The following is a 23807-nucleotide window of genomic DNA, read 5'->3' as shown; positions in this document are numbered from 1 at the left end:
AGGAACCTCACCAAGTGAAGGTCAAGTTGAAAAAAACTTTAACAGTCATAAGTGTGGAACTGAAACGCGATGGAATTAACGGCCGGATTCGCGATTGCCTGAAGTGGGATCATCGATGCGTGCCACCTCTGCTTCAATCCATGATTCCACGCGGGCGTTGAGGTCGCCAGGCTCCATCCCCGTGGGATCGATGGGCGCGCCGATACTTACGGTGATGGTGCCGGGCAATTTGATGAGCGCATTCTTGCCCCAGAACCGTCCCGCGTTGTGCGCCACCGGTACGACCGGCGCGCCGGTATGTGTTGCGAGCCATGCGCCGCCAATGCCGTATCTGCCTTTTTCGCCAGGCGCAATGCGCGTGCCTTCCGGGAAAACCACGATCCAGAAACCTCGCTTGAGCCGGTCTTTCCCTTGGCTGACGATCTGTTTCAGTGCCGCTTTTTTCGAGCTGCGATCGATCGCGATGGGGCTGGTCATGGCCAATCCCCAACCAAAAAACGGAACCAGCAACAACTCTTTTTTCAGGACCCACACCTGCGGCGGGAATATCTCCTGAAACGCGAGTGTCTCCCAAGCCGATTGATGCTTGGAGAGCACAATGCCAGGCGTTTGAGGAATATGTTCCGCGCCGATCACGCGATACCGGATGCCACAGATAACACGGAGCAAAAACAGCATCAGGTGCGCCCAGCCGGAAGTGATGCGATAGCGGCTGAGCGGGGAGAGCGGAAACGAAGCAAGTATGATTACAAAATAAAGCGGTGTAATGATGATTTGCAATAGACCGTATAGCGTCGAGCGGAGCACTACCAAAATCGAGTTCATTGTGTCAGCGCATCAACGGCCGCTGAAAGATTCGAAAAAATCCGCGTGTTCTCCGGCAACCCTCCCTTCGCCCTGGTCTTTTTACCTTTGCCTGAAAGTACCAGAATCGGTATGGCGCCGACTTCGGCTGCGGCCTGTAAATCACGAAGCGAATCGCCTATCGCCGGCACGCCGTTCAGCTCCAGGCCAAAGCGATCGGAGATCTCCTTGAACATTCCGGTCGCCGGCTTGCGGCAATTGCATTTGTCCGTATTGGAGTGAGGACAAAAAAACATGGCATCGATGCGTCCGCCTACCTGATTGACCGCCTTGCACATCTTGTCGTTGATGGCGTTGAGGGTCACCATGTCCAGCAATCCCCGGCTGATGCCCGACTGATTGGTTGCAATAACGACGCGATAACCTGCCTGGGTGAGATGGGCGATAGCTTCCAGGCTGCCGGGAATGGGTTTCCACTCGTCAGGCGTCTTGATAAAAGCGTCACTGTCATAATTGATGACGCCGTCGCGGTCGAGGATGATCAGTTTCACTTCAAGCCACCAGTCTTGAAATATCGGCGACCCGGTTCATGGCCTGCTGTAGCTGGGCTAATAACGCGAGGCGATTGGCGCGCAGCACGGGGTCCTCGGTGTTCACCAGCACATTGTCAAAAAATGCATCAACAGGTGCTTTTAGCACCGCGAGTTCCTGTAACGCCAAACTGAATTCTCCTCGATCGAAAGCAACATCAGCTTTAGGCATCACACTGTTGAGCGCGATATGCAGCGCCCGCTCGGCGGGTTCCTGTAGCAGTTCGGCATTCACCGCGCCGCTGACTGAACCTTCAACCTTTTTCAGAATATTGCTCACACGTTTATTTGCAATCGCCAGGCTTTCAGCTTCGGGCAAGGCGGAGAAAGCGCGTACCGCAGCAAGACGTTGCGGAATCTCCATCAATAATTGAGGCCTTTTCGCAATAACTGCCTCGATCTGCTGTGGTGAGTAACCTTGTTCGCGCAATTGGCTGGACATTCGTTCGTAGATGAAATCAAGCAACTGGCGAGATTCAGTGTCGCCAAATTTAATCTTGTTATTGAAGACCCCGCTCGAAATCTTGATCATTTCTTCCAGGGCGATATGGAGCTTTTTTTCGATCAGGATGCGAGTCACACCTAACGCATGACGGCGCAACGCAAACGGGTCCTTGTCACCGGTTGGAATTTGCCCAATACCGAACATGCCAATCAGCATTTCCAGCTTATCCGCCAATGCCACGCAAGTGCCGGTCATGTTACGCGGCAATTCATCGCCCGCAAACCGTGGCTTGTAGTGATCCTCGATGGCAAACGCAACGTCATCCGGCAACCCGTCGTGCTTGGCATAATAACGTCCCATGATACCTTGCAGTTCGGGAAATTCACCCACCATGTCGGTGAGCAAATCCGCCTTGCATAGCATTGCCGCTTCTCCTGCCTGCGCCGCAAGCTCATTACCGCCCAGGCGCAAGCCTATCGCCTGCGCAATCGCCCATATCCGTTCCACCCTTTCCGCCTGGCTGCCGAGCTTGTTGTGGTAAACGACCTTATCCAAACCGGCCACACGTGAATAAAGCTTTTTTTTGCGATCCCGGTCGAAAAAGAATTTCGCATCCGCCAGGCGTGAGCGCAGCACTCGCTCATTTCCATCGATGACATGGCTGGGATCCGCCGGCCGGATGTTCGAAACCAACAGGAATTTAGGAGAGAGCTTGCCGTTTGCGTCCAGCAGGGGGAAATACTTTTGATGGGTTTTCATGGTCAGAATCAGGCATTCCTGCGGCACATCCAGGAATTCGGATTCAAATTTGCCCACCAGCACGTTAGGGCGTTCAACCAGCGCGGTCACTTCATCCAGCAAGGCTTCGTCCTCTACCGGTTTCAGACCCTCCGCCGCGGCAGCCACGTTAAGCTGCCGCACTATCTCATTGCGCCGCGCAGCAAAACCGGGAATGACCGCGCCTTCACTTTCAAGCTGTTGCGCATAACAGTCCGCATCTCGCAGCACGACCGCCTTGGTCCCGGCTTCAAAGCGATGTCCTTGTGTCTCGCGTCCGGCAGTCAAGCCCAGCACGCCGATCGGTATGGTCTCATCGCCATGCAGCGCTACCAGACCGTGTGCGGGACGCACAAAACATATCGTCGTCCAGCCATCGGCCAATTGATAGGTCATCAGTTTGGCGATCGGAAGTCTAGTGATCAAAGTACTCAGAACTTGTTGCACGTTTACGGCTACAGGTACCCCGACAGCCACATCAGTGTGGAATAGAAATTCCGTCTTTCCCTCAAATTCCCGTGAAATTCGTACCTCGAGAACGCTGTGGTGTACATCATCACGGTATCCGCAGCTTTGCCGCAGCTTCTTATGAAATGCCGAAGTGTATTCGCCATCCGCACCCACCCCGACGGATACCGGCATGAGTTTTACTTTCTGCGGGGGTTGCAAAGCAATGTCCAGAACGTTGGTGATATGGGCGGCAAGACGTCTGGGAGACGCAAATGTGGTCAGTTGCGAGCCGTCTCCAAGATTATGCAGTTTTTGTAATCCCTGGAACAATAATGTTCCAAATGACTGGCCCAACTGTTTCAGCGACTTCGGTGGCAGTTCCTCGACCAGCAATTCTATAAGCACGCTTCTGGCTGTGTTACTCAAGCGACATTCTCCGTCAACTGCTCGACCCACTCGCGTGGCGCCATGGGAAAACCGAGGCGTTCCCGGCTCTCATAATAGGCTTCCGCTACGCTGCGGGCGAGGTCGCGAATTCGCGCCATGTATGCCGCCCGCTCCGTAACGGAAATCGCACCGCGTGCATCCAGCAGATTGAAAGAATGCGCTGTTTTCAGCACCTGCTCGTAAGCCGGCAATGCCAGCCCATGTTCCACCAGATATCTGGCTTGTCTTTCGTGACTCGAAAAGGCAGCCAACAAGAAATCAACGTCGCTGTGCTCGAAATTGTAGGCGGATTGTTCAACCTCGTTCTGATGATATACATCGCGGTAGGAGAGCCCTTTTGTCCAGATGAGATCGAACACATTCTCCACACCTTGCAAATACATCGCGAGGCGCTCCAGGCCATAAGTGATCTCGCCCGTAATCGGCCTGCAATTTATGCCGCCGACTTGCTGAAAATACGTAAACTGCGTCACTTCCATGCCATTCAGCCACACTTCCCACCCCAGGCCCCAGGCGCCCAGAGTTGGATTTTCCCAGTCATCCTCGACGAATCGAATATCGTTTTGTTTCAGGTCAAAGCCGAGCTCTTCCAGCGAACCGAGGTACAGTTCCAGGATATTGCCGGGCGCCGGTTTCAGAACAACCTGAAACTGATAATAGTGCTGCAAGCGGTTAGGATTTTCCCCATAGCGGCCATCCTTGGGCCTCCGGGTAGGCTGCACGTAAGCCGCTTTCCAGGGCTCGGGGCCGAGGGCACGAAGAAAGGTCGCAGTGTGCGAAGTGCCCGCGCCCACTTCCATATCATAGGGTTGGAGCAGCGCGCAGCCCTGCCTGTCCCAATAATGCTGCAGGGTGAGAATAATTTCCTGGAATGTACGCATGAAACGCCTGAGAAATTGTGATGGTGGATTTAATCTAAATCCGGTAGTCCCGTAGCGCCCTCATCCGGAAGATAAGCGTCAACTAATAAGAAATATTGTTATTAATCATAACGCTGATCTATCGAATGAGCGGTCAACCACCGGATTTAGGTTTAATAACCACAACAGTGGGATTTTACAGGTTTTTACGCCTGCCGCGAAAAACCGGCAACAGGGCGATCAAAAGTATTATTCCGGCAAGTCCCCATAGCAGACTATTGCCGAACCGGACATAGGGTGTTGCACCGGTGTAGCCCTGCGCCAGGCCGTGGAGCGCGGTTGTGGTAAACACTTCCGCTTCCTGTAGCACGATACCGCGCTCGTTGATAATGGCGGTCACGCCTGTGTTAGTGGCACGCAGCATATAACGCCCGGTTTCCAGCGCGCGCATTTGTGAAATCTGCAAGTGCTGACGCGGACCGATGGATCGGCCGAACCAGGCATCATTGCTGACGTTGGCAAGCAGTGTGGCTTCCGGTAGTTGCTGAATTATTTCCTCACCGAATACATCTTCATAACAGATGTTCACTGCCACCCTTTGCCCGGCAATATTCATGGGTTTCTGGTCAAGGCCGCCGCGTGAGAAGTCCGACAATGGAAATACATTGACGACCCAGCCGAACAGGAATTTCAATGGAATAAACTCACCGAACGGGACCAGATGGTGTTTTCGGTAACTCTGATCAGGCGAAGTGCCAAAGCTGAACATGGAATTATAGAATCCGTGGCTACCATCCGGCACTTCGACCATGCCCACCAGGATGTCTCCGTCGTTCCGCCGCGCATGGGCGGCGAGTTGTTCGAGGTAACTCGCCGGCACCTCCTTACGATAAAGCGGTATGGAAATTTCCGGCGTGACGATCAGGCGGCTGTTGCTCTCAAGCGTAAGCGCGGCATACCTTTCCAGGGAATTCACGAGTTGATCCGCACGCCACTTCAGGTCTTGGGAGATATTCCCTTGCAGGAGGCTCACCGTCACCGGCTCGCCTTGTGGTTCAGTCCACCGGACTTGCTGTAAGCCGAAGCCGGCAACCCAGATAGCGAACAGCGTGAGCAGATAACTTTTTTTGCGGAATTCTTTTTCAAAAAACAGGCACAAGAGCGCCGAACTGCAGACCAGTATCATTGACACGCCATAGACGCCTATTACTGGGGCAAAACCGCCCAGTGGGCTCTGCGGCGCTTGCGAATAACCCAATGTCAGCCACGGAAAACCGGTGAACAGTACGCTGCGCAGCCAGTCGGAGAGTCCCCACAGCGCGCCGGCAACCAAAAACCATACATAGGCCGAAGCGATTGGAAGTTTTTTCAGTATCCAGCCTGTCAGCGCCGGGAACAGCGCCAGATAAGCGCACAAGACAAATAGCGCGAGCACCGCGGCCGCCATCGGCATGCCGCCAAAATCATGCAGGCTTACGTAAATCCAGGTCACCCCCGCGCTGAACATGCCCATGCCAAAAGAAAAGCCCAGCATTGCCGCATTGAAGGGCGTCGCACTTCTGCGCCAAAAACGGCATAGCAGCGCGAGCGTGAAAAGCGGGATCGGGAAAAGATAAAACGGCGCAAAACCGAGAACGGTAAGTGCGCCGACCAGAAAGGAAATACTAAATTCCGTGCGGATTATATTCAATTGCTTCAATAACTCATCCCGTCGGCCTGATGCCTGGAGCGGCCGATCCGCTGGCCCGGCGCATCGGGTCCATCAAAAATAATTGCGATAACGAGCGAACCCGTAAAACCGGGAAAGTATAAAAGGGACGAGTGGTCATCGCTGAGGAAGAACTAATCGGAAGGTCGATCCGTCATTGACTTTCGACTCGACTTCCAACATGCCGCCCAGTAGTTTGGTCGCGTGGGATGCAATGGATAATCCCAGTCCTACTCCAGGGGTGCCGTACGTATTGCCGCGCCTGAAGGCCTCGAACAGATGCCGCAAATTTTCCGGAGCGATGCCGGGCCCTTGATCGCTAATGCTGACTACCCACCCTCCTTCTTCGCCTTCTGGTCTGCTGCGGGCTGTTATTTTTATTTTTCCCTTTGCGCTGTATTTTATTGCATTGCAAAGCAGGTTATGTAAAACAAGAGTCAGCAGACCTTCATCGCTCCCTATCCGGGCATCTTCGGGCACGTCCACATCCAACTCCAGCCCTTTGGATTTTGCTTCAGGATACAACTGCTTTGCGACGTCCTTTAGCACGAAATTCAAATCCACAGGCTGGATATCGGGCTCCATCGACCCTTGCCGGAGCTGTTCTGCCTGTAGTATTCGATCCATCCCCGATATTGTCTGCAAAATGGATCGATTGACTGATCGGATATCCTCTACGCTCTCGGAATATTCCGGAGACTGGGCAAGCTTTGCGGCGAGAAGCTGCAGATGAAGTGTCGCCCGGTTGAGATGATTCCGAAGATCATGCGACAAGAAGGAGAGATATTTGGACTGGGCCTCGGCAGAGGCTTTAATCTGCTGTTGCAGGTCTTCGGTAAACGTAACCACACCGCTTTGGAGCGCTGTATCTATCGCCATGTTCAAGGCCACGGTGCTTCTGGTGTCCAGTACCTCGTTCAGGTCCTCTGAAATTTGTTCTATGATTATTCTACGCAGCAGCTGGTATTCGATAATCAGCTCTCTTATGCTGTAGCTTTCGTGAAAGCGCGTAGAGCCATGGCTTTTGCTGCCTTCTATGAGTTCGCGGGTTTCATGAGGCTTGTTTGACTCAAATACATCGATGATTTCTTGCAGAATCGCGGGCAGCGAATTTCGAAGCTGTAGGAGCGTGAGTTCATCGGCGGCAGGCAGCATGGCACGCACGGCGGTTTCCCACTTTTGTATGATGACATCGGAGCGTGACCGCAGCGCCGAAGCAAGACGGGGAAATGCATGGTACGTCAGTAAATCAAGCGTAAGGTCTTCTGTAGACATACTATGCTCGTCTGAAAATGCGCAGAGGGGCTAAATGCCCATGCAACGGATTGGAAGTGGCGGTTCAGATCGGCGCGATTCGAAGAACAACTACGCTAAAGATGTCTCTTGAATTCGAGAAAAAGGCGGATCGCCCGCTGGAGTTTTCGAGCTTCAGGTAGCGATTTACTCAGTGATTCTTGAAACAATGGAATTATACAATAGCTCGCGTTGAACCGAAAAGTAAACATGGAGTCCCGATACTGGGAGGCGGTTTCCAGAGATATGCTTGTTATTGCGTTGCATCGGGTGACGTCGCAAAACCTTGGCAAGGTTGATTAGGGATCAACCGATATCAAGGGTATGTCTCGACTCCACTTAGACTCCCGGTTAATTGGGTCTGCATTTCCCGTGCAGGACAAATTTTATGTTAGACTCTATGCCCTCAATGGTCGTGGGGGAAAGCATGCAGGGCGACAAAAATAGTGTTCTAGCGCAAAAGCCGCCGATGTTGACAAAAAAAAGGCTGCGCTGGCTCATTCTGTTATCCAGTTTTCCCTTGTTCGGCATGATGGCCGCTTTTGGTATCGCACCGGATACCTCCGTAGAAGAATTACCCATCGAGCAGGTCGTTCTCAGCCTCGAGCTTCCTGAAACTCACGTGGCTTCTGACGTTGATATGACATTCTGGCGCCAGGAACGCATTCAGCGCGGGGACACGATTGCAACGCTACTCTCACGCCTTAACGTGAATACTCAGGACGCAACCGGTTTTCTACGGGATACAAGAGATATCAAGGCAGTGCATCAATTGGTAGCCGGCAAAACGATGCATGCGCAAACCACGGCAGCGGGCGAGCTGCTTTTACTCCGCTATTTTCCGGGCGGCAGCGAGCAGCTTGTGATGGAAAAAGCTGCTGGCACCTTCAAGTTAAGCGAACAACCGGCAAAGCTGGAGACGCATATCCAGATGAAATCCGGCGTAATAAACAGCTCGCTGTTTGCTGCCGTCGACAGCGCGGGTGTGCCTGACAGTATTGCTACCCAGATTGTCGATATTTTAGCCACCGAGATTGACTTCCATCGGGATTTACGCAAGGGCGACCGTTTTACGGTGGTATATGATTCTCTCTATGGCAATGGCGAACCCGCAAGGGCAGGTCGAGTACTGGCGGTGGAGTTCGTTAACCAGGGAACGCCTTACAGGGCGTTGTATTTCCAGGTGGAAAACGGGGAAAGCGGTTATTACACGCCCGACGGCAAGAGCCTGCGAAAAGCATTCTTGCGTTCGCCGCTGGAATTTTCCCGCATCAGTTCCGGTTTTTCCAGCGGTCGTTTCCATCCGATCCTGAAAACATGGCGTGCTCATAAAGGGATCGACTATGCCGCCCCAACGGGCACCGGAGTCAAGGCTGCTGCCGATGGGATCGTGGCAGTCGCGGGCTGGCAGGATGGGTACGGTAATGTCATCTTCCTGGAGCATCAGGGGTCTTATTCCACCGTTTACGGCCACTTGTCGTCTTTCGCGAAGGGTTTGAAAAAAGGGCAGCACGTCCGCCAGGGCGACATTATCGGCCATGTCGGCTCAACCGGAATGGCGACGGGACCACATCTACACTATGAATTCCGGTTCAAGGGCGTCCAGCGTGACCCTTTGAAGGTGGCGATGCCGACCGCCAATCCCGTCTCATCCCGGCAAATGTCCGCGTTTTACGAATATACAAAGTCGTCGATGGCCAGGCTGGATGCGCTGCGTGGCACCAGCCTCGCATTCCTGGACTAGTCTTGAGCTAGTTCTTAGGTAGATACCCAGAGGCGTCCAGGCGGAAGAATTTGAAAGCCGCTTACTATATTGGACTCATGTCCGGCACCAGTCTGGACGGGATAGATGCGGTGCTGGCCGACTTGAGTCCGTCTCCCCCGTTGCTGTCGCACACCTTTTATCTGCCATACGACGCAGCCCTTCGCGGTCAACTGCTTGACCTGCATTATCCTGGTCATGATGAACTGCATACTGCCGCCATGCTTGGCAATGAGCTTGCACGACGCTATGCAGAGGCGGTAGCGGGCTTACTTAGCGAAAGCGACGTAGGGCCAGAGGAGGTGATCGCAATCGGTTGTCACGGCCAGACGGTGCGTCATTGCCCGGAATCCGGAAGAGGTTACACTATCCAGTTGTGCAACGCTGCATTGCTGGCTGAACTCAGCGGCATCACTGTGGTGGCGGACTTTCGAAGTCGTGATATAGCCGCGGGAGGCCAGGGCGCGCCCCTGGTCCCGGCGTTTCATCATATCTTGTTCACCCATCCTCAAATTCACCGTCTCGTTGTCAACATCGGTGGGATTTGTAATCTCACCAGCCTGCCGCCCAATGGAGAAGTCATCGGGTTCGACTGCGGACCTGGCAATATGATGATGGACGCCTGGTGCCTGCAACATACCGGCAAGATATATGACGAAAATGGCTCATGGGCCGGGTCTGGAAGAATAATACAGAGTCTGCTTGAAAAACTTCTGGCGCTTCCATTTTTTTCTCTTCCGCCCCCCAAAAGCGCGGGAAGAGAAACATTCAACCTCGCTTGGCTGGAGAGTTGCTTATCTGGAAAAGAGGCGCCGGCGGACGTACAGGCCACCTTGCTGCAGTTAACCGTATTGGGGATTGCCAGGCCGGTATTCGATTATTTCCCAGATGCGGCAGAAATTTACTTGTGCGGAGGTGGAGCGCGTAACGGGTTATTGGTTGACGCGCTGCGAACAGCACTGCCTGGCAGGAAAGTGGAATTGACAGACAGCCTTGGCATCGATGCGGATTGGTTGGAAGCGTTTGCTTTTGCCTGGCTGGCCAAACAAGTCATCCAGGGAATTCCCGGCAATCTGCCTGCGGTAACCGGCGCCAAGGGCGCCAGGTTGCTTGGTGCAATTTACCCGGCTTAGGTTTTACCCGGCCTAAATTTGCCTGTCTTATCTATACCTAAACAGAAAATGAAGACCCGCAACCGCAAGTGCTGGCAGCGCCTGGGTTTCGGATAACAAACTGCGCACCTTCGGCATTTTCCTGATAATCGATCTCCGCTCCCGCCAGGTACTGAAAGCTCATCGGATCTACCAGAAGTTTCACGCCGTTCTTTTCGATTACCGTGTCATCTTCGCTCGTCAGTTCATCAAACGTGAAGCCGTACTTGAAACCGGAGCATCCTCCACCTGCTACAAATACTCTCAGTTTGAGCTCATTGTTCCCTTCTTCTTCAATCAATTGTCTGACTTTGCTTGCCGCATTATCGGTAAAGTTCAAGGGAACTTGCATTTCTGCGGCTAAATTTGAGTCTGCTGGCGCGTTCATATTGAGTCGCAAATAAAATTAATCAAGAAAAATTATCCCCTGCTATCAAACAACGGTCAATCACTGTGGGAAGCCGGTATTAGCGTCACCACCTTGTTGTCGAGCTGCATCGTATCCTGGTGATGCAGCATTCCTCGAACGGATGCGCCAAGCTGAATTTCCATGGTTTTATAGTGTATATCTCCAGAGACTCTGGCCTTGGCTTGTAGTTCCACATACTCGCTCACTTGTATGGCACCGACTACCGTGCCATTGATAACCGCGTGAGAGACCTGGATTACCCCTTCGACGATTGCTTCGTCGCTTAGCACTAAAGTGCTGGGTTTGTCGCCCAGCGCGGTAATATTACCTTTGATATGGCCATCTACCCGCAAACCTCCACTGAAGCTTATATTGCCGTCGATGCGGGTGCCTGCACCTATGAGCGAATCGATCTGGTTCTGGGGCTTGCCCGTCTTCTTCCCAAACATTTTCTCTCCTTCACAAAGACAAATTGACGGTTTGCACCAGCTTAGCCTGGGCTACGTTTTTTTCAAACACTTTCACCTGCATACTTTCCACGGTGGCATCGGGCGGCATGCGGAAGATATTTTCCACTCTCTGGTAAAACTTGAAGCTAACCTCTGTCGTTGATGTGCTATCTGCGAGTGGCATCGCTATTTTTTTACCATCTTGCTCGAAATTGATGGTGAATTCCAGGCTACCATGGAAATCGCCGGGGCGCTGCTTGCCTTGGACCAGCAGCAAGCTGTAACGGTATTCTCCGGGGAAATTGCCTCGTTCCAGTTTTAAGCGGCCAATGGAAATCCGTTGTTCGTTTTTTCCGGGGGCTGACCCAAGATTCTGGAAAAATGCGAGATCTTCTTTCAGGCGGGTATTCTCGTGTTCCAGCGTCTTCACCTGCTTGGCGATATCTTCTCGTGCCACGAGGTCCATCTGCAATTGACGATCAAGTCCGGCAAGTCTGACACGCAGCTCCTCATTATCTCGCTGAAGGTCGGCGTTTAACTGGGTTAGCCGATCCAGCTCATACGTTACCTCATTCTTGTCGAAACCAGCAAACTTGCGCCCGGCGTCATACATTCCCCAGGACAAACCAAGCGCCAGCAGGATAAGTGCGGCAATGGCCAACCATCGGACATACGCCGGGGTTTGCGGGCGAACCGCCACTCGCGACGCAGAGATGCCGGATTTTCTTTTAAACGATTTGATCATAACCCAAGCTTATGCCGTGCGGCAGCGAATTACCGAGACCCAGCGCCACTAAAAGTATTGGAGAAAAGCACTCAAACAAGATGGATGAAGTATTCTCGTTCGGTCGAAATAAAGACTGGGTTAATACCCTTATTGCCGGGTTAACACGGTTGTTGTCGTTGTGTCCTCCATAAGATTTATTCAATGAATACTTAAGGTAGTAATGGAGCATGATTGATCGCCAGGGTTTCCGGCAAGCCGAACATGAGGTTCATGTTTTGCACTGCTTGTCCCGCCGCACCCTTTACAAGATTGTCTGTTACCGACAGTATAACTGCCATGTTGCCGCCTTGCGGGCGATGGACCGCAATCCGGCAAAGATTTGAGCCGCGCACTGAGCGGGTTTCGGGATGAGCACCTGCCGGAAGCACGTCAACAAATGGTTCGTGGGCGTATCGTTGCTCATATAAAGCCTGCAAATCGATATCTGCCGCAAGTCTTGCATATAGTGTGGCGTGGATGCCACGAATCATCGGTGTAAGGTGCGGCACGAATGTCAGCCCGACCGGACGTGTGGCTACATTCGACAGGCCCTGCCGGATCTCGGGTAAATGACGATGTCCCGCCACGCCATAGGCCTTGAAGTTATCAGCTGCTTCCGCAAACAGCGTATGAATTTCCGCATTGCGTCCCGCACCGGAGACGCCGGATTTCACGTCTGCGATGAGGTGGTCGAGATCGACAATGCCGGCCTCGATCAAGGGCAGGAAGCCCAGTTGCACGGCGGTTGGATAACAGCCGGGATTCGCTATGAGCCGAGCACTCCTGATTTTGTCGCGATTGATTTCCGGCAAGCCATAGACAGCCTCCGCCACGAGGTCGGGACAGGCATGAGGCATGCCGTACCATTTTTCCCATACCGCCACATCCTTGATGCGGAAATCCGCGGCAAGGTCTATCACGCGCACCCCTGCGGCAAGCAAGGATCGGGCTTGTTGCATGGCGATACCGTTGGGGGTGGCAAAGAAGACCACATCGCATTTCTCCAATCCTGCTTCCGCGGGATCGCAAAACTTGAGCGATACCCGTCCGCGCAAATTGGGAAACAGTTCAGCTACGCCAATACCTGCTTCTTTACGTGAAGTAATGGCCTGGATGTTCGCTTCAGGGTGTTGCGACAAAATGCGCAGCAATTCCACGCCGGTGTAACCGGTTCCGCCTACGATACCAATTTTAAGCATGGTGTCTCCAGGTTTTAAAAGGACGCGTCAGGCTGCATGCAGCAAGCTTCAGAATGAAACTTGCTCGTGAGCATCCGCTTCGCCATCGGCTCCCCTGCTTTAACACAGCACTCCTGATGTCGCTAAAAAATTCGTTGATACAACCTCATTTTCGAGCTGGATATTTGCACGGATCTCAGTGGCGCCTCATGACGGATCAATTCGAGCCCATAGTCTCTAATGTGGGATTGAAGCTTTGTCCGATTATTTATCTTGGCAGGGGAGGTGAATCTCATCGATTGATTATAAGCAACAAATAAAAAAGCCGCCAGAAGCGGGCGGCTTTTTGTATAGCATCGTACAACGCTTATCTCTTCGAAAATTGCTTGCGCCGGCGTGCCTTGCGAAAACCCACTTTCTTCCGTTCCACTTCACGTGCATCACGTGTGACAAGTCCAGCGCTGCTCAATACAGGTTTAAGCGTCGAGTCAAAATCAATTAATGCGCGGGTAATACCATGTCGCACCGCGCCTGCCTGACCCGATTCACCGCCCCCGTGGATATTGACCAGGATGTCGAAACTCGTCAGATTTCCCGTCAGTTCGAGTGGTTGACGGACGACCATGCGCCCGGTTTCACGGGAAAAAAATTCGTCAACCGGTTTGTCGTTGACCGTGATCAACCCCTTTCCAGGTTTGATGAATACCCGCGCCACCGCACTTTTCCGGCGGCCGGTACCGTAACTATAGGTTGTGCTCATGGTATCAAGCCCTGACTTCGAGTTGACGCGGCTGTTGCGCCGCGTGCGGGTGGGAAGCACCCGCATAGATTTTAAGTTTCTTTAGCATTGCGTACCCGAGCGGACCTTTCGGCAGCATACCCTTGACTGCCTTTTCCAGGGGACGACCCGGGAAACGTGCATGCATTTTCGCAAAACTTGTTTCGTAAATGCCGCCAGGGTAACCGCTATGACGATAATAAGTCTTGTTTTCCGCTTTATTGCCGGTCACGCGTAGCTTATCGACATTGATGACAACAATAAAATCGCCGGTATCCACGTGTGGAGTGAAAATGGGCTTGTGTTTGCCGCGCAAACGATGGGCGATCTCTGCTGCGAGACGTCCCAGCACCTTGTCGGCTGCATCGATCACAAACCAGTCGCGGATTACTTCATGTGGTTTGGCTGAAAAGGTTTTCACAAAACCTACCCCTGCTTATTTCAGTAAAGCGGCGCATTCTATGCCAGAGACCTGTGAATGTCAAACTTGAGTATTTACCCGGGAATTTTCCCTATAAGAAAAAACAGATTGTCCGCAAGCTATTTGCTTACAAGCAAGCGTGAAATGACTTTATCCTCAACCGTTGCCACCAAAATTATTAAAAAAACAGTTATCATTACGCTGCTCGAGATTTGCTGAAATCAGCAAATCCACTGACGCACGCCCTATGAACATCTTATTATCCTGAGGAGAAAGTCTGTATGTCACAAAAGCACCCCGTCATCGCCGTTACCGGGTCGTCCGGCGCGGGTACGTCGACGGTCAAGAATAGCTTCGAGCATATATTTCGGCGCGAGACACTGACTGCTGCGGTGGTAGAAGGTGATAGCTTCCATCGCTACGATCGCGACGGAATGAAAAACGCCGTAGCTGATTCGGAGAAGGATGGCGGTCACGCCATCAGCCATTTTGGTCCCGAAGCTAACGAATTCGAGAAGCTCGAAGCTCTTTTCAAGGAATATGGCGAGAGCGGCAGCGGCCAAGTTCGCTTGTACCTGCACAATGATGAAGAAGCTGCGCCATACCAGCAAAAAGCGGGCACCTTTACCCCATGGTCACCGATAAAGCCCGGTTCAGATCTGTTATTTTACGAAGGCTTGCATGGCGGGGTGAAAAGCGATAGCGTCGACGTTACGCAATATGTCGATCTGCTGGTAGGTGTTACGCCCATTGTCAATCTGGAATGGATACAGAAAATTCATCGCGACATGAATGCGCGGGGGTATTCGGCTGAGGCGGTAACACACACCATTCTTCGGCGCATGCATGATTATGTTCATTACATTACGCCGCAATTTTCACGTTCGCATATCAACTTCCAGCGTGTACCAACGGTGGACACGTCCAATCCTTTTATTGCTCGGGATATACCTACCCTGGACGAAAGTTTTGTCGTGATTCGATTCCGCGACCCCAAGAACGTCGATTTCCCGTATCTGCTTTCGATGATTCACAACTCATTCATGTCTCGTCCGAACACAATTGTAGTGCCGGGGGGTAAAATGGGTTTGGCGATAGAATTGGTTCTAACGCCGCTTATTCTGGATCTGGTGAGGAAAAGCCGAAGCAAATAGTCATGTAATATTATCGATAAGGGCGCCCTATAAAGCCCCGCTTCAACGGCTCATTTAATGGATTGCCTGTCGTTTTACACACCGATAGCGCTACATAATGCTTCGAAGCTGGAATTTATAGTGGCGCCATATCTTCTTTTTCTTCTTTTTGCTCGACTACTCCCAAATTGCATAAACGCGGATAATCCCGAGCGCAGCAGTTATAGTCAAGTTATACAGGACTCATCGTGCCCTCACTGCACACTGAGCCTTTGCCCAATTTCGGGATTCAAGATCATTCCCGAATATCTGATCGGAAACCCTTTCCATAATGCCTTCTCCTTCTCTTTCCGCACTGAATCCTGAACAACGCGAAGCGGTCACTTTGCCGCATCAGTCGGCATTGGTGCTGGCGGGTGCGGGTAGCGGCAAGACACGGGTACTCACTACCCGCATTGTCTATTTAATCCAGTCCAGCCAGGTGAGTCCTCATGGCATACTGGCCGTCACTTTCACCAACAAGGCGGCGAAGGAAATGCTCACCCGCATCTCTTCAATGCTGCCGATCAATACGCGTGGTATGTGGATAGGCACGTTCCATGGCTTGTGCAATCGCATGCTTCGCGCCCATCATCAGGATGCCGGATTGCCGCAGGCTTTTCAGATTCTGGATTCCGCTGATCAGCTGGCAGTAATCAAGCGCATCCTGAAGAATCTGGACGCGGATGACGAAAAATTTCCGCCGCGGCAGGTCCAATGGTTCATCAACAACGCAAAAGACGAGGGGTTGAGAGCATCGCAGGTTGAAACCTATGACGATTTTGCGCGGAAGGCGGTTGAGTTTTACCATTTCTACGAGCAGCAATGCAATAAGGAAGGCGTGGTTGACTTTGCTGAGCTGCTGCTGCGCAGTTATGAGCTGCTGAGCCGGAATGAAATCATTCGCGAGCATTATCGTAGCCGCTTCTGCCATATTCTAGTGGATGAATTTCAGGACACAAGTCGTCTGCAATACAAATGGCTAAGGTTGCTCGCCGGCGAACAGGCTGCAGTATTTGCCGTTGGAGATGACGACCAGAGTATCTATGCATTTCGCGGCGCGAACACCGGCAATATGAAGGAGTTTGAAAGCGACTTTCGTATTTCAAAAATCATCAAGCTGGAGCAGAACTATCGCTCGCACGGCAATATACTGAATGCCGCCAACACGCTGATACGCAACAATAGCGGTCGGCTGGGCAAGAATCTGTGGACTTCCGAGGGCCATGGCGAACCGATACGCGTGTATAACGCGCCGACCGATTTTGATGAGGCTGCATTCATCGTAGGTGAAGCAAAATCGCTACGTGCGGAAGGTGTGGCGCTGTCCCAGATGGCATTGCTCTACCGTTCCAATGCGCAATCGCGGGTACTGGAACATGCTTTATTCAATGCCTCGTTGCCGTATCGGGTCTATGGCGGAATGCGTTTTTTCGAACGGCAGGAAATCAAGCATGCCTTGGCGTATCTTCGGCTATTGGTCAACCTGGGCGACGACAATGCGCTGCTGAGGATTGTAAACTTTCCTGCGCGCGGAATCGGTATGCGAAGTCTGGAACAGTTACAGGATGAAGCCAAGCGGCAAGGTGGAAGCCTTTGGGAAGCAATGATTGAGAAATGCGGAGGTGGAGCGTTTTCCATACCGGAGGCGGAAGATAAAACCCCTGCCAGGTCCGAGGGCGGTAAGGGATCGGAGAAGTCAAAGAAAGGAATTGGCGGTTTTGTCGCGATGATCGAATCGATGCGTCACGTATGCGAGAAGTTACCGCTACCGGAGGTGGTGGAGCACGTTCTGGAGCATAGTGGGCTGGTGGCGCATTATCGCGCCGAACGCGAGGGAGCCGACCGGCTGGAAAACTTGAATGAATTGGTCACCGCTGCCGCCAGCTTCGTACATGAGGCGGAGGATGATAGCCTGACGGTATTTCTTGCCCATGCGTCGCTGGAAGCGGGCGAGCATCAGGCTGGCGGTGGTGAGGATGCGCTGCAGTTGATGACGGTGCACTCGTCCAAGGGTCTTGAGTTTCACAGCGTGTTTCTGAGTGGATTGGAAGAAGGCCTGTTTCCACATGATAACAGTCGTAACGAAGCAGCCGGCCTGGAAGAGGAACGGCGGTTGATGTATGTCGCGTTAACCCGGGCCCGGCGAAGGTTGTATTTGAGTTTCGCCCAAAGCCGCATGCTTCACGGTCAGACGCGCTATAACATTCCTTCGCGGTTTTTGAAGGAAATTCCGGATAGCTTGCTGAAGTGGTTACAGCCGCCGCAGAAGGCAGGAATCCGGAATCAGGAATCGAGCCTCGGGGATTACGGTCATGGATATGGCAAGCCAATCCAGCAGCCAGCGAGGCACGACTCGCCTACATCGCCCTGGCGAGTAGGACAGAATGTTGTGCACGCCAAGTTTGGTGCAGGTGTAATCGTCAATTGCGAAGGAAGCGGCGCAGACGCTCGCGTCGAGGTCAAGTTTGGCCGTGCTGGCACAAAGTGGTTATTGCTGGAGTATGCCAAGCTGGTCGGTGCATGAAGCCGGGATAGATTGGAGCTTTTGAAGAGCTGTTTTGAAGAATTGTTATACGGCTTCCGCCGAGTCCTGGAAAATGTCGCGGTAGCTTGCAAAAATGGAAGCGAACAAGGTCGGAGACACGGCCGTGATTACTGCCAGCTGTACTATTAGCGAAGGGCCTAGCAGACCGCTTGCCAGCATTATCAGTATCGTCATGACGACTACCAGCGTAATGACGTAAACCTGCAGTGGAACGATATTTTTCAGGCAGGCAATAAAGCTGGACCGCATTGCATCCAAGGCCCGCATATTGCCGAATTTTACCAGCAGTGGTGCGAACCAGACAGCCATCAAAAGCGGAATGGTCAACACGAGCGCCACCAGGGATGCGGAGAGCATATCCCCTGATACATTCTGCAACTCATTTTCATCGACCCTTTTCCCCTCCAGCAACAAACCCATCAGTACGTCGCCTCCGACCAGCATGAACACCCCAACAATCAGCACTTGCCCTACCAGATAGATTCCCCCTATCGTAATCAACGGAGATGCAGTGCCGCGAAAGCCTGCCAACAAGTGGGTAATCTCCAGTCGGCCGCCCTCTTCCAGTGTTTTGCATCCTATCATCACGCCTGCCAGGAACACCGGCGAGAGCAAAGTGAAAATAAATTGTCCTGCTATTGGAATAAGCGCTAGCGTGGCAGCGATCAGCAGCAAGGTGGCGCACAGGACAATCCATACCAGAGGAGCTCTGCGGAACAAAAAAAAGCCAGTCATTATCCACTGCCACCCCTGTTTCGCATCGACTTGCCTGACTTGCATTTTTTATCTCCGATAGGGCTGTGCCCGCCGCAAAACGTAACCGCAGTTTTATACTTAAACCCAAACCGGCTTCAGTGTGGCTTGGGATGACGCGTGGTTCTTCAGTATATGCATGAAGTGGGCAGGGTCTTTGACATGAGTGAGTTCGCCCATGCGCGGCAAATGATAATCCTGGAGCCGCGATAACCAGAAGCGCAAAGCCGCGGCACGCAGCATCACCGGCCAGGCGTCGCGTTCGTTGACAGTCAGCGGGCGGGTGCGGTGATACGCCTGGAGTAAAGACGATGTACGTGTCGCGTCCAGTTCGCCATTTTCGTTCAGGCACCAGTCGTTGGCGGCAATGGCGAGATCGTACAGCAAGACATCGTTGCAAGCGAAATAGAAATCGATCACGCCGCCCATCGCGTTGTCGTTGAACAGGACATTGTCGCGAAACAGATCTGCATGAATTACGCCGCGGGGAAGGTTTTCAAAACGATACAACGACTGAAAACGCAATTCTTCCCGAAGAACTTTCGCGTCCTCCGCATTAAGAAATGGCATAACATCAGGCGCCGTGGCCTTCCACCACTTTGGTCCGCGCGAGTTCTCCATTTTCTCAGGATAGGAAAGGCCAGATAAATGCAGGCTTGCCAGGAGTTCGCCGACTTCCGCGCAGTGCAGGGTAGTCGGATGTTCCTGAGATTTTCCGCGCAGGCAGGTGACGATGCTCGCCGGTTTACCGTTGAGCTCGCCAAGAAATTTATTGTCGAGATCAGCAATTGGGCTGGGGCACGGAATGCCATGGCGTGACAGATAGGCCATCAGGTTCAGGTAATAGGGCAAATCGGAAAAGCTCAGCTTTTCAAACAGGGTGAGAACGTACTTGCCGTGATTGGTAGTGACGAAATAATTGGTGTTTTCGATACCCGAGGAGATGCCCTGCAGATCGATCAGGGACCCGAGAGAGTAGTTTTTCAGCCAAATGGAAAGCTGATGCTGCGTGACGGTGGTATAGACGGACATGAACGGGAGCAAAGAAGGCTAAGCAGCAACAGGGAGAAGAATCTCGCTGCCTTTAATCAAAGGTCAAAACTCGCGTATTACCCACATCGGAGGACGAATGCGCTGGTCAAGGCCGCCGGTGTCGTGGGCAGAAAATGTTCCGTCCCCACGATTGTCCATCAAATAATATGGCAGGCCAATGCGGGGTGTCACCTTGATCATGTAGAGGCGCCCATTGATCCGGTACTCCTCGATCTTGTCCTCTCCACGCTTGGTGATCGTAACCTGCGGTTCCAGCGAGGCGTCCTCATCGTCCGCCCCCGGCGAAGGCAAAGGTAATTCTGGTGGTTCCGGAACCTCGGGCAAGGGCCGCAGATCCTTGGGCTGATTGGATTGCGCTGCTGCGGGTAGTGCGGAAATCAATAATAATGCAATCACTATACGACGCATGGCGCCTCCCGGCAGGGGGTCAGGGTCAATATGTTATTCTATCTGAAATGACCCGCCATTACAGATTGAGTTGGACTTCGCGCTCTGCCGCGGAAGGCTCGAACCCCCGGGTTTCATAATATTTGAATATGGCGTTCACCACTTCGCTCGGCTCATCGATCATCTGTATCAGGTTCATATCTTCCGAACCGATCATGCCTTCCGAGACAAGCACGTGCTGGAGCCAATCAATCATGCCGCGCCAAAAATCCGAACAAACGAGGATAATAGGCATTTTCCGGGTCTTGCCGGTCTGAACCAGCGTAAGTGCCTCCATTAGCTCATCAAGCGTGCCAAATCCGCCAGGTAAGACGACGTAGGCACTGGCGAACTTGACAAACATATATTTTCGCGCAAAAAAATGGCGAAAGGTCTGGCTGATATCCTGGTAGACATTGCGATGCTGTTCATGGGGAAGTTGGATATTCAGGCCGATACTGGGCGATTCACCAAAATAAGCGCCCTTGTTGGCCGCTTCCATGATACCGGGACCACCGCCGGAAATTACGGCAAAACCCGCATCGGACAGTTGCCGGGTAATCTGCTCGGTCAGTTTATAGTATGGATGCTCTGGGAGCGTACGCGCACTACCGAAAATGCTTACAGCGGGCCTGATCGAGCTCAAGCGTTCTGTCGCTTCGACAAATTCTGCCATAATTCTGAACACGCGCCACGATTCGCTCGCCGACCAGGTCTGTTCCCGAAATTCGTTCGTCATGGTACGGGCTAGCTTATCTTTCGGGCTCATTGGCAAAAACCTTTGGAGTTAGATGAAAACATTACTGCTGGTTGACGGTTCATCCTACCTATATCGCGCTTTTCATGCGTTACCAGACTTCCGCAACCGCAACAACGAGCCGACGGGGGCGATTTATGGCGTGATCAATATGTTACGCCGCCTCCACAAGGATTACGAAGCGCATTATAGCGCGTGCGTATTTGATGCAAAAGGCAAGACTTTTCGTGACGATCTTTACGCGCAGTATAAGTCGCATCGCCCTCCCATGCCGGATGATCTCGTTGCTCAGATAACGCCGCTATATGAGTGCATCAATGCGATGGGATGGCCGATGCTGATCGTGGAAGGGGTAGAAGCGGATGATGTGATCGCTACGCTGGCTAAACAGGCTGAACGGGAGAATATGCGTTGCATAATTTCTACCGGCGACAAGGATATCGCGCAGCTTGTAAATCAACAGGTAACGCTGGTGAATACCATGACAAACGAAATACTTGATGAAGCCGGCGTGGTGGCCCGGTTCGGCGTCGCGCCGTCGCGCATGATCGACTATCTGGCACTGGTCGGTGACACATCCGACAACATTCCGGGCGTACCAAAGGTCGGCCCTAAAACCGCGGTAAAGTGGCTCACGCAATACGGTACGCTGGACAATATTGTCGCCCATGCCGATGAAATCGGCGGTGTGGTCGGCGAAAATTTACGCGGTGCTCTCGATTGGTTGAGCAAGTCTCGCGAAATCCTCGCGATCAAGTGCGACGTCGTATTGCCCGTAAATCTGCATGGCCTTGGGCTGCAGCCGCAAAATACCGCCAAATTGGCAGAACTGTATGAGCGGCTGGACTTTAAAACATGGCTGCGAGAGTTGCGGGACGTGGGTTCAGGAGAAAAGGGCGGCGAGCGTTCCCTTTCCCTGACTCGGACCTATCCGCAAGCGAGTGCGGGCGAGGTACGCGCTGACCGGGCGCCGGTAGACTACCAAACCATTGTTACGCCGGCCCAGTTCGATGAGTGGGTCATGCGTATCGATGCCGCGCCGGTTGTTTCACTGGATACCGAAACCACAGGGCTGGACCCGATGCAGGCTCAGCTCGTCGGCATCGCATTTTCCGTCGAGGCTCACCAGGGCGCGTACCTGCCGTTGGCGCACCGGTATGCCGGCGCGCCACAGCAACTGCCGATCGGTCTTGTCCTCGATAAGCTCAGGCCCTGGCTGACCAATCCGGCCAAACAAAAACTCGGGCAGAACCTGAAGTACGATAAGCATATCTTTGCCAGTTATGGTATTGCCTTGAACGGTATCGTCCATGACACGCTGCTCCAGTCCTATGTACTCGAATCCCACCGCCCGCACGACATGGATAACCTTGCATTGCGGCATCTCGGCGTCAAGACGGTCAGTTATGATGAGATCACGGGCAAGGGAGCCAGCCGGATAAATTTTGATCAGGTGGATATCGAACGCGCCTCGCGATATGCGGCTGAAGATGCCGACATCACGCTGCAACTGCATCAACACCTGTACCCTGAAATTGCGGCGGATGCAAAGCTTGAATATATTTATCGCGCTCTTGAAATGCCGGCGATGGAGATACTGTTCGACATGGAGCGCAACGGCGTACTGCTGGACTTGAAGTTGCTGGAAAATCAAAGCCGGGAACTCGGCGAAAAAATGCTGCTACTGGAGAACAGCGCGTGTTTAATCGCCGGACAGCCGTTCAATTTGAATTCAACGAAGCAGATTCAGGAAATCCTGTTCAACAAGCTTAAGCTGCCCGTCATTAAAAAAACCCCGGGCGGCGTGCCTTCCACGGACGAAGATGTGCTGCAACGGCTTGCACTGGACTATCCCCTTGCAAAAGTCCTGCTCGATTATCGTGGCCTCGCCAAGCTCAAGTCTACCTATACCGATAAGCTCCCGCGTATGGTGGATGCCGCTACCGGGCGGGTGCATACCAATTACGCGCAGGCGGTAGCAGTGACCGGACGACTCGCCAGCAACGAACCCAATCTACAGAATATTCCCGTGCGTACCATTGAAGGCCGTCGCATTCGTGAAGCATTTATCGCATCGCCGGGGCATAGCATTGTCTCCGCGGATTATTCGCAGATCGAGCTACGCATCATGGCGCATATTTCGCATGATGAAGGGATGCTCAACGCTTTCGCCAAGGGTGAGGACATCCATCGCGCCACAGCCTCGGAAGTGTTCGGCGTCCCGCTGGAAGCAGTGAACAACGAACAGCGGCGTTACGCAAAAATCATTAACTTCGGTCTGATATACGGGATGTCCGAATTCGGCCTTGCCTCTCAGCTCGGCATTGAGCGCGCGGCCGCCCGCGCTTACATGGACCGTTATTTTGCCCGTTATCCGGGTGTGGCGGACTATATGCAGCGGACCAGGGAAACTGCCAAAGAAACGGGCTGCGTAGAAACCGTATTCGGCCGACGACTACGGCTCCCGGAGATCAACAGCGCCAACGGCAATCGCAGGCAGGCTGCAGAACGTGCCGCTATCAATGCGCCGATGCAAGGCACTGCGGCGGACATCATCAAGCTTGCCATGATTGCGGTGCATGGCTGGTTGGAACGGGAAAATCTTCGCAGCAAGCTTATCATGCAGGTCCACGATGAACTGGTATTGGAAGTGCCGGCTGATGAAATCGAAATGATGAAACATGAATTGCCGAAATTGATGGGTAACGTGGCCGAGCTCGATGTGCCGCTGTTAGTGGAGGTGGGTGTTGGCTCAAATTGGGAACAGGCGCATTAAGGTAAGGGACTGCGAATAAATTATCGTTTTGCCA

21 protein-coding genes are annotated in these 23807 nt (G+C 52.8%); 5 read left to right on the top strand and 16 right to left on the bottom strand.

The window, feature by feature from the left end; all coding sequences use genetic code 11:
- Positions 1-75: 75 nt before the first annotated feature.
- The 6 genes from BUA28_RS02400 to BUA28_RS02375 form a co-directional block, all read right to left on the bottom strand.
- Positions 76-825 carry a lysophospholipid acyltransferase family protein gene (locus BUA28_RS02400; RefSeq protein WP_176767830.1) on the bottom strand — a complete coding sequence of 250 codons (750 nt, stop codon included), beginning with the start codon at positions 823-825 and terminating at the stop codon, positions 76-78.
- A complete protein-coding gene (gene gmhB, locus BUA28_RS02395; RefSeq protein WP_072766524.1) occupies positions 822-1355 on the bottom strand; it encodes a D-glycero-beta-D-manno-heptose 1,7-bisphosphate 7-phosphatase in 534 nt (177 codons plus the stop codon). Before gmhB ends, BUA28_RS02400 begins: the two co-directional genes overlap by 4 nt.
- A gap of 1 nt (position 1356) precedes the next feature.
- Entirely contained in the window at positions 1357-3492 is a 2136-nt protein-coding gene (gene glyS / locus BUA28_RS02390) for a glycine--tRNA ligase subunit beta (RefSeq protein WP_072766523.1), read from the bottom strand.
- A complete protein-coding gene (glyQ, locus tag BUA28_RS02385) occupies positions 3489-4394 on the bottom strand; it encodes a glycine--tRNA ligase subunit alpha (protein ID WP_072766522.1) in 906 nt (301 codons plus the stop codon). Before glyQ ends, glyS begins: the two co-directional genes overlap by 4 nt.
- Positions 4395-4569: 175 nt before the next feature.
- Complete coding sequence (gene lnt, locus BUA28_RS02380) at positions 4570-6057, bottom strand: apolipoprotein N-acyltransferase (protein ID WP_143148423.1); 1488 nt, start codon at positions 6055-6057, stop codon at positions 4570-4572.
- Positions 6058-6198: 141 nt separating this feature from the next.
- Entirely contained in the window at positions 6199-7356 is a 1158-nt protein-coding gene (locus BUA28_RS02375) for a sensor histidine kinase (protein ID WP_072766521.1), read from the bottom strand.
- A 406-nt stretch (positions 7357-7762) separates the two neighbouring features.
- Between BUA28_RS02375 and BUA28_RS02370 the strand changes: the two genes are divergently transcribed.
- Complete coding sequence (locus BUA28_RS02370) at positions 7763-9118, top strand: M23 family metallopeptidase (RefSeq protein ID WP_256598205.1); 1356 nt, start codon at positions 7763-7765, stop codon at positions 9116-9118.
- Positions 9119-9168: 50 nt separating this feature from the next.
- The gene (locus BUA28_RS02365; RefSeq protein WP_072766520.1) at positions 9169-10269 is read left to right on the top strand and encodes an anhydro-N-acetylmuramic acid kinase; all 1101 of its coding nucleotides are present in this window, start codon (positions 9169-9171) and stop codon (positions 10267-10269) included.
- 37 nt (positions 10270-10306) lie between these two features.
- Here BUA28_RS02365 and erpA read toward each other — a convergent pair whose 3' ends face one another.
- The 6 genes from erpA to rplM form a co-directional block, all read right to left on the bottom strand.
- Positions 10307-10675 carry an iron-sulfur cluster insertion protein ErpA gene (gene erpA / locus BUA28_RS02360; protein WP_072766519.1) on the bottom strand — a complete coding sequence of 123 codons (369 nt, stop codon included), beginning with the start codon at positions 10673-10675 and terminating at the stop codon, positions 10307-10309.
- 56 nt (positions 10676-10731) lie between these two features.
- A complete protein-coding gene (locus BUA28_RS02355) occupies positions 10732-11145 on the bottom strand; it encodes a bactofilin family protein (protein ID WP_072766518.1) in 414 nt (137 codons plus the stop codon).
- Positions 11146-11155: 10 nt separating this feature from the next.
- On the bottom strand, positions 11156-11890 hold the full coding sequence (locus BUA28_RS02350) for a DUF6776 family protein (RefSeq protein WP_072766517.1): 735 nt from the start codon (positions 11888-11890) through the stop codon (positions 11156-11158).
- Between the two features lie 191 nt (positions 11891-12081).
- Positions 12082-13110 carry an N-acetyl-gamma-glutamyl-phosphate reductase gene (gene argC / locus BUA28_RS02345; protein WP_072766516.1) on the bottom strand — a complete coding sequence of 343 codons (1029 nt, stop codon included), beginning with the start codon at positions 13108-13110 and terminating at the stop codon, positions 12082-12084.
- Between the two features lie 346 nt (positions 13111-13456).
- Positions 13457-13849 carry a 30S ribosomal protein S9 gene (gene rpsI / locus BUA28_RS02340; protein ID WP_072766515.1) on the bottom strand — a complete coding sequence of 131 codons (393 nt, stop codon included), beginning with the start codon at positions 13847-13849 and terminating at the stop codon, positions 13457-13459.
- Positions 13850-13853: 4 nt separating this feature from the next.
- A complete protein-coding gene (gene rplM, locus BUA28_RS02335; RefSeq protein ID WP_025040412.1) occupies positions 13854-14288 on the bottom strand; it encodes a 50S ribosomal protein L13 in 435 nt (144 codons plus the stop codon).
- 281 nt (positions 14289-14569) lie between these two features.
- Between rplM and BUA28_RS02330 the strand changes: the two genes are divergently transcribed.
- Together BUA28_RS02330 and BUA28_RS02325 are read left to right on the top strand one after the other, a co-directional pair.
- Positions 14570-15442: a phosphoribulokinase gene (locus BUA28_RS02330; RefSeq protein ID WP_072766514.1), complete on the top strand. Its 873-nt coding sequence runs from the start codon at positions 14570-14572 to the stop codon at positions 15440-15442.
- A 310-nt stretch (positions 15443-15752) separates the two neighbouring features.
- Complete coding sequence (locus BUA28_RS02325; RefSeq protein ID WP_072766513.1) at positions 15753-17987, top strand: UvrD-helicase domain-containing protein; 2235 nt, start codon at positions 15753-15755, stop codon at positions 17985-17987.
- Between the two features lie 45 nt (positions 17988-18032).
- On the opposite strand, the gene BUA28_RS02320 is transcribed toward BUA28_RS02325, so the two are convergent.
- From BUA28_RS02320 to BUA28_RS02305, 4 genes are all read right to left on the bottom strand, one after another.
- A complete protein-coding gene (locus BUA28_RS02320) occupies positions 18033-18788 on the bottom strand; it encodes a BPSS1780 family membrane protein (protein WP_072766512.1) in 756 nt (251 codons plus the stop codon).
- A gap of 54 nt (positions 18789-18842) precedes the next feature.
- The gene (locus tag BUA28_RS02315; protein ID WP_072766511.1) at positions 18843-19793 is read right to left on the bottom strand and encodes a homoserine kinase; all 951 of its coding nucleotides are present in this window, start codon (positions 19791-19793) and stop codon (positions 18843-18845) included.
- A gap of 63 nt (positions 19794-19856) precedes the next feature.
- A complete protein-coding gene (locus tag BUA28_RS02310; protein ID WP_072766510.1) occupies positions 19857-20222 on the bottom strand; it encodes a DUF2782 domain-containing protein in 366 nt (121 codons plus the stop codon).
- 58 nt (positions 20223-20280) lie between these two features.
- On the bottom strand, positions 20281-21009 hold the full coding sequence (locus BUA28_RS02305; protein WP_072766509.1) for an LOG family protein: 729 nt from the start codon (positions 21007-21009) through the stop codon (positions 20281-20283).
- A 22-nt stretch (positions 21010-21031) separates the two neighbouring features.
- Between BUA28_RS02305 and polA the strand changes: the two genes are divergently transcribed.
- Positions 21032-23773: a DNA polymerase I gene (polA, locus tag BUA28_RS02300; RefSeq protein WP_072766508.1), complete on the top strand. Its 2742-nt coding sequence runs from the start codon at positions 21032-21034 to the stop codon at positions 23771-23773.
- The last annotated feature ends 34 nt before the right edge of the window (positions 23774-23807 follow it).

This window comes from Nitrosospira sp. Nsp11 (assembly GCF_900142705.1).
Taxonomy (GTDB): Bacteria; Pseudomonadota; Gammaproteobacteria; order Burkholderiales; family Nitrosomonadaceae; genus Nitrosospira.
This window is presented reverse-complemented; position numbering and strand designations above follow the sequence as displayed.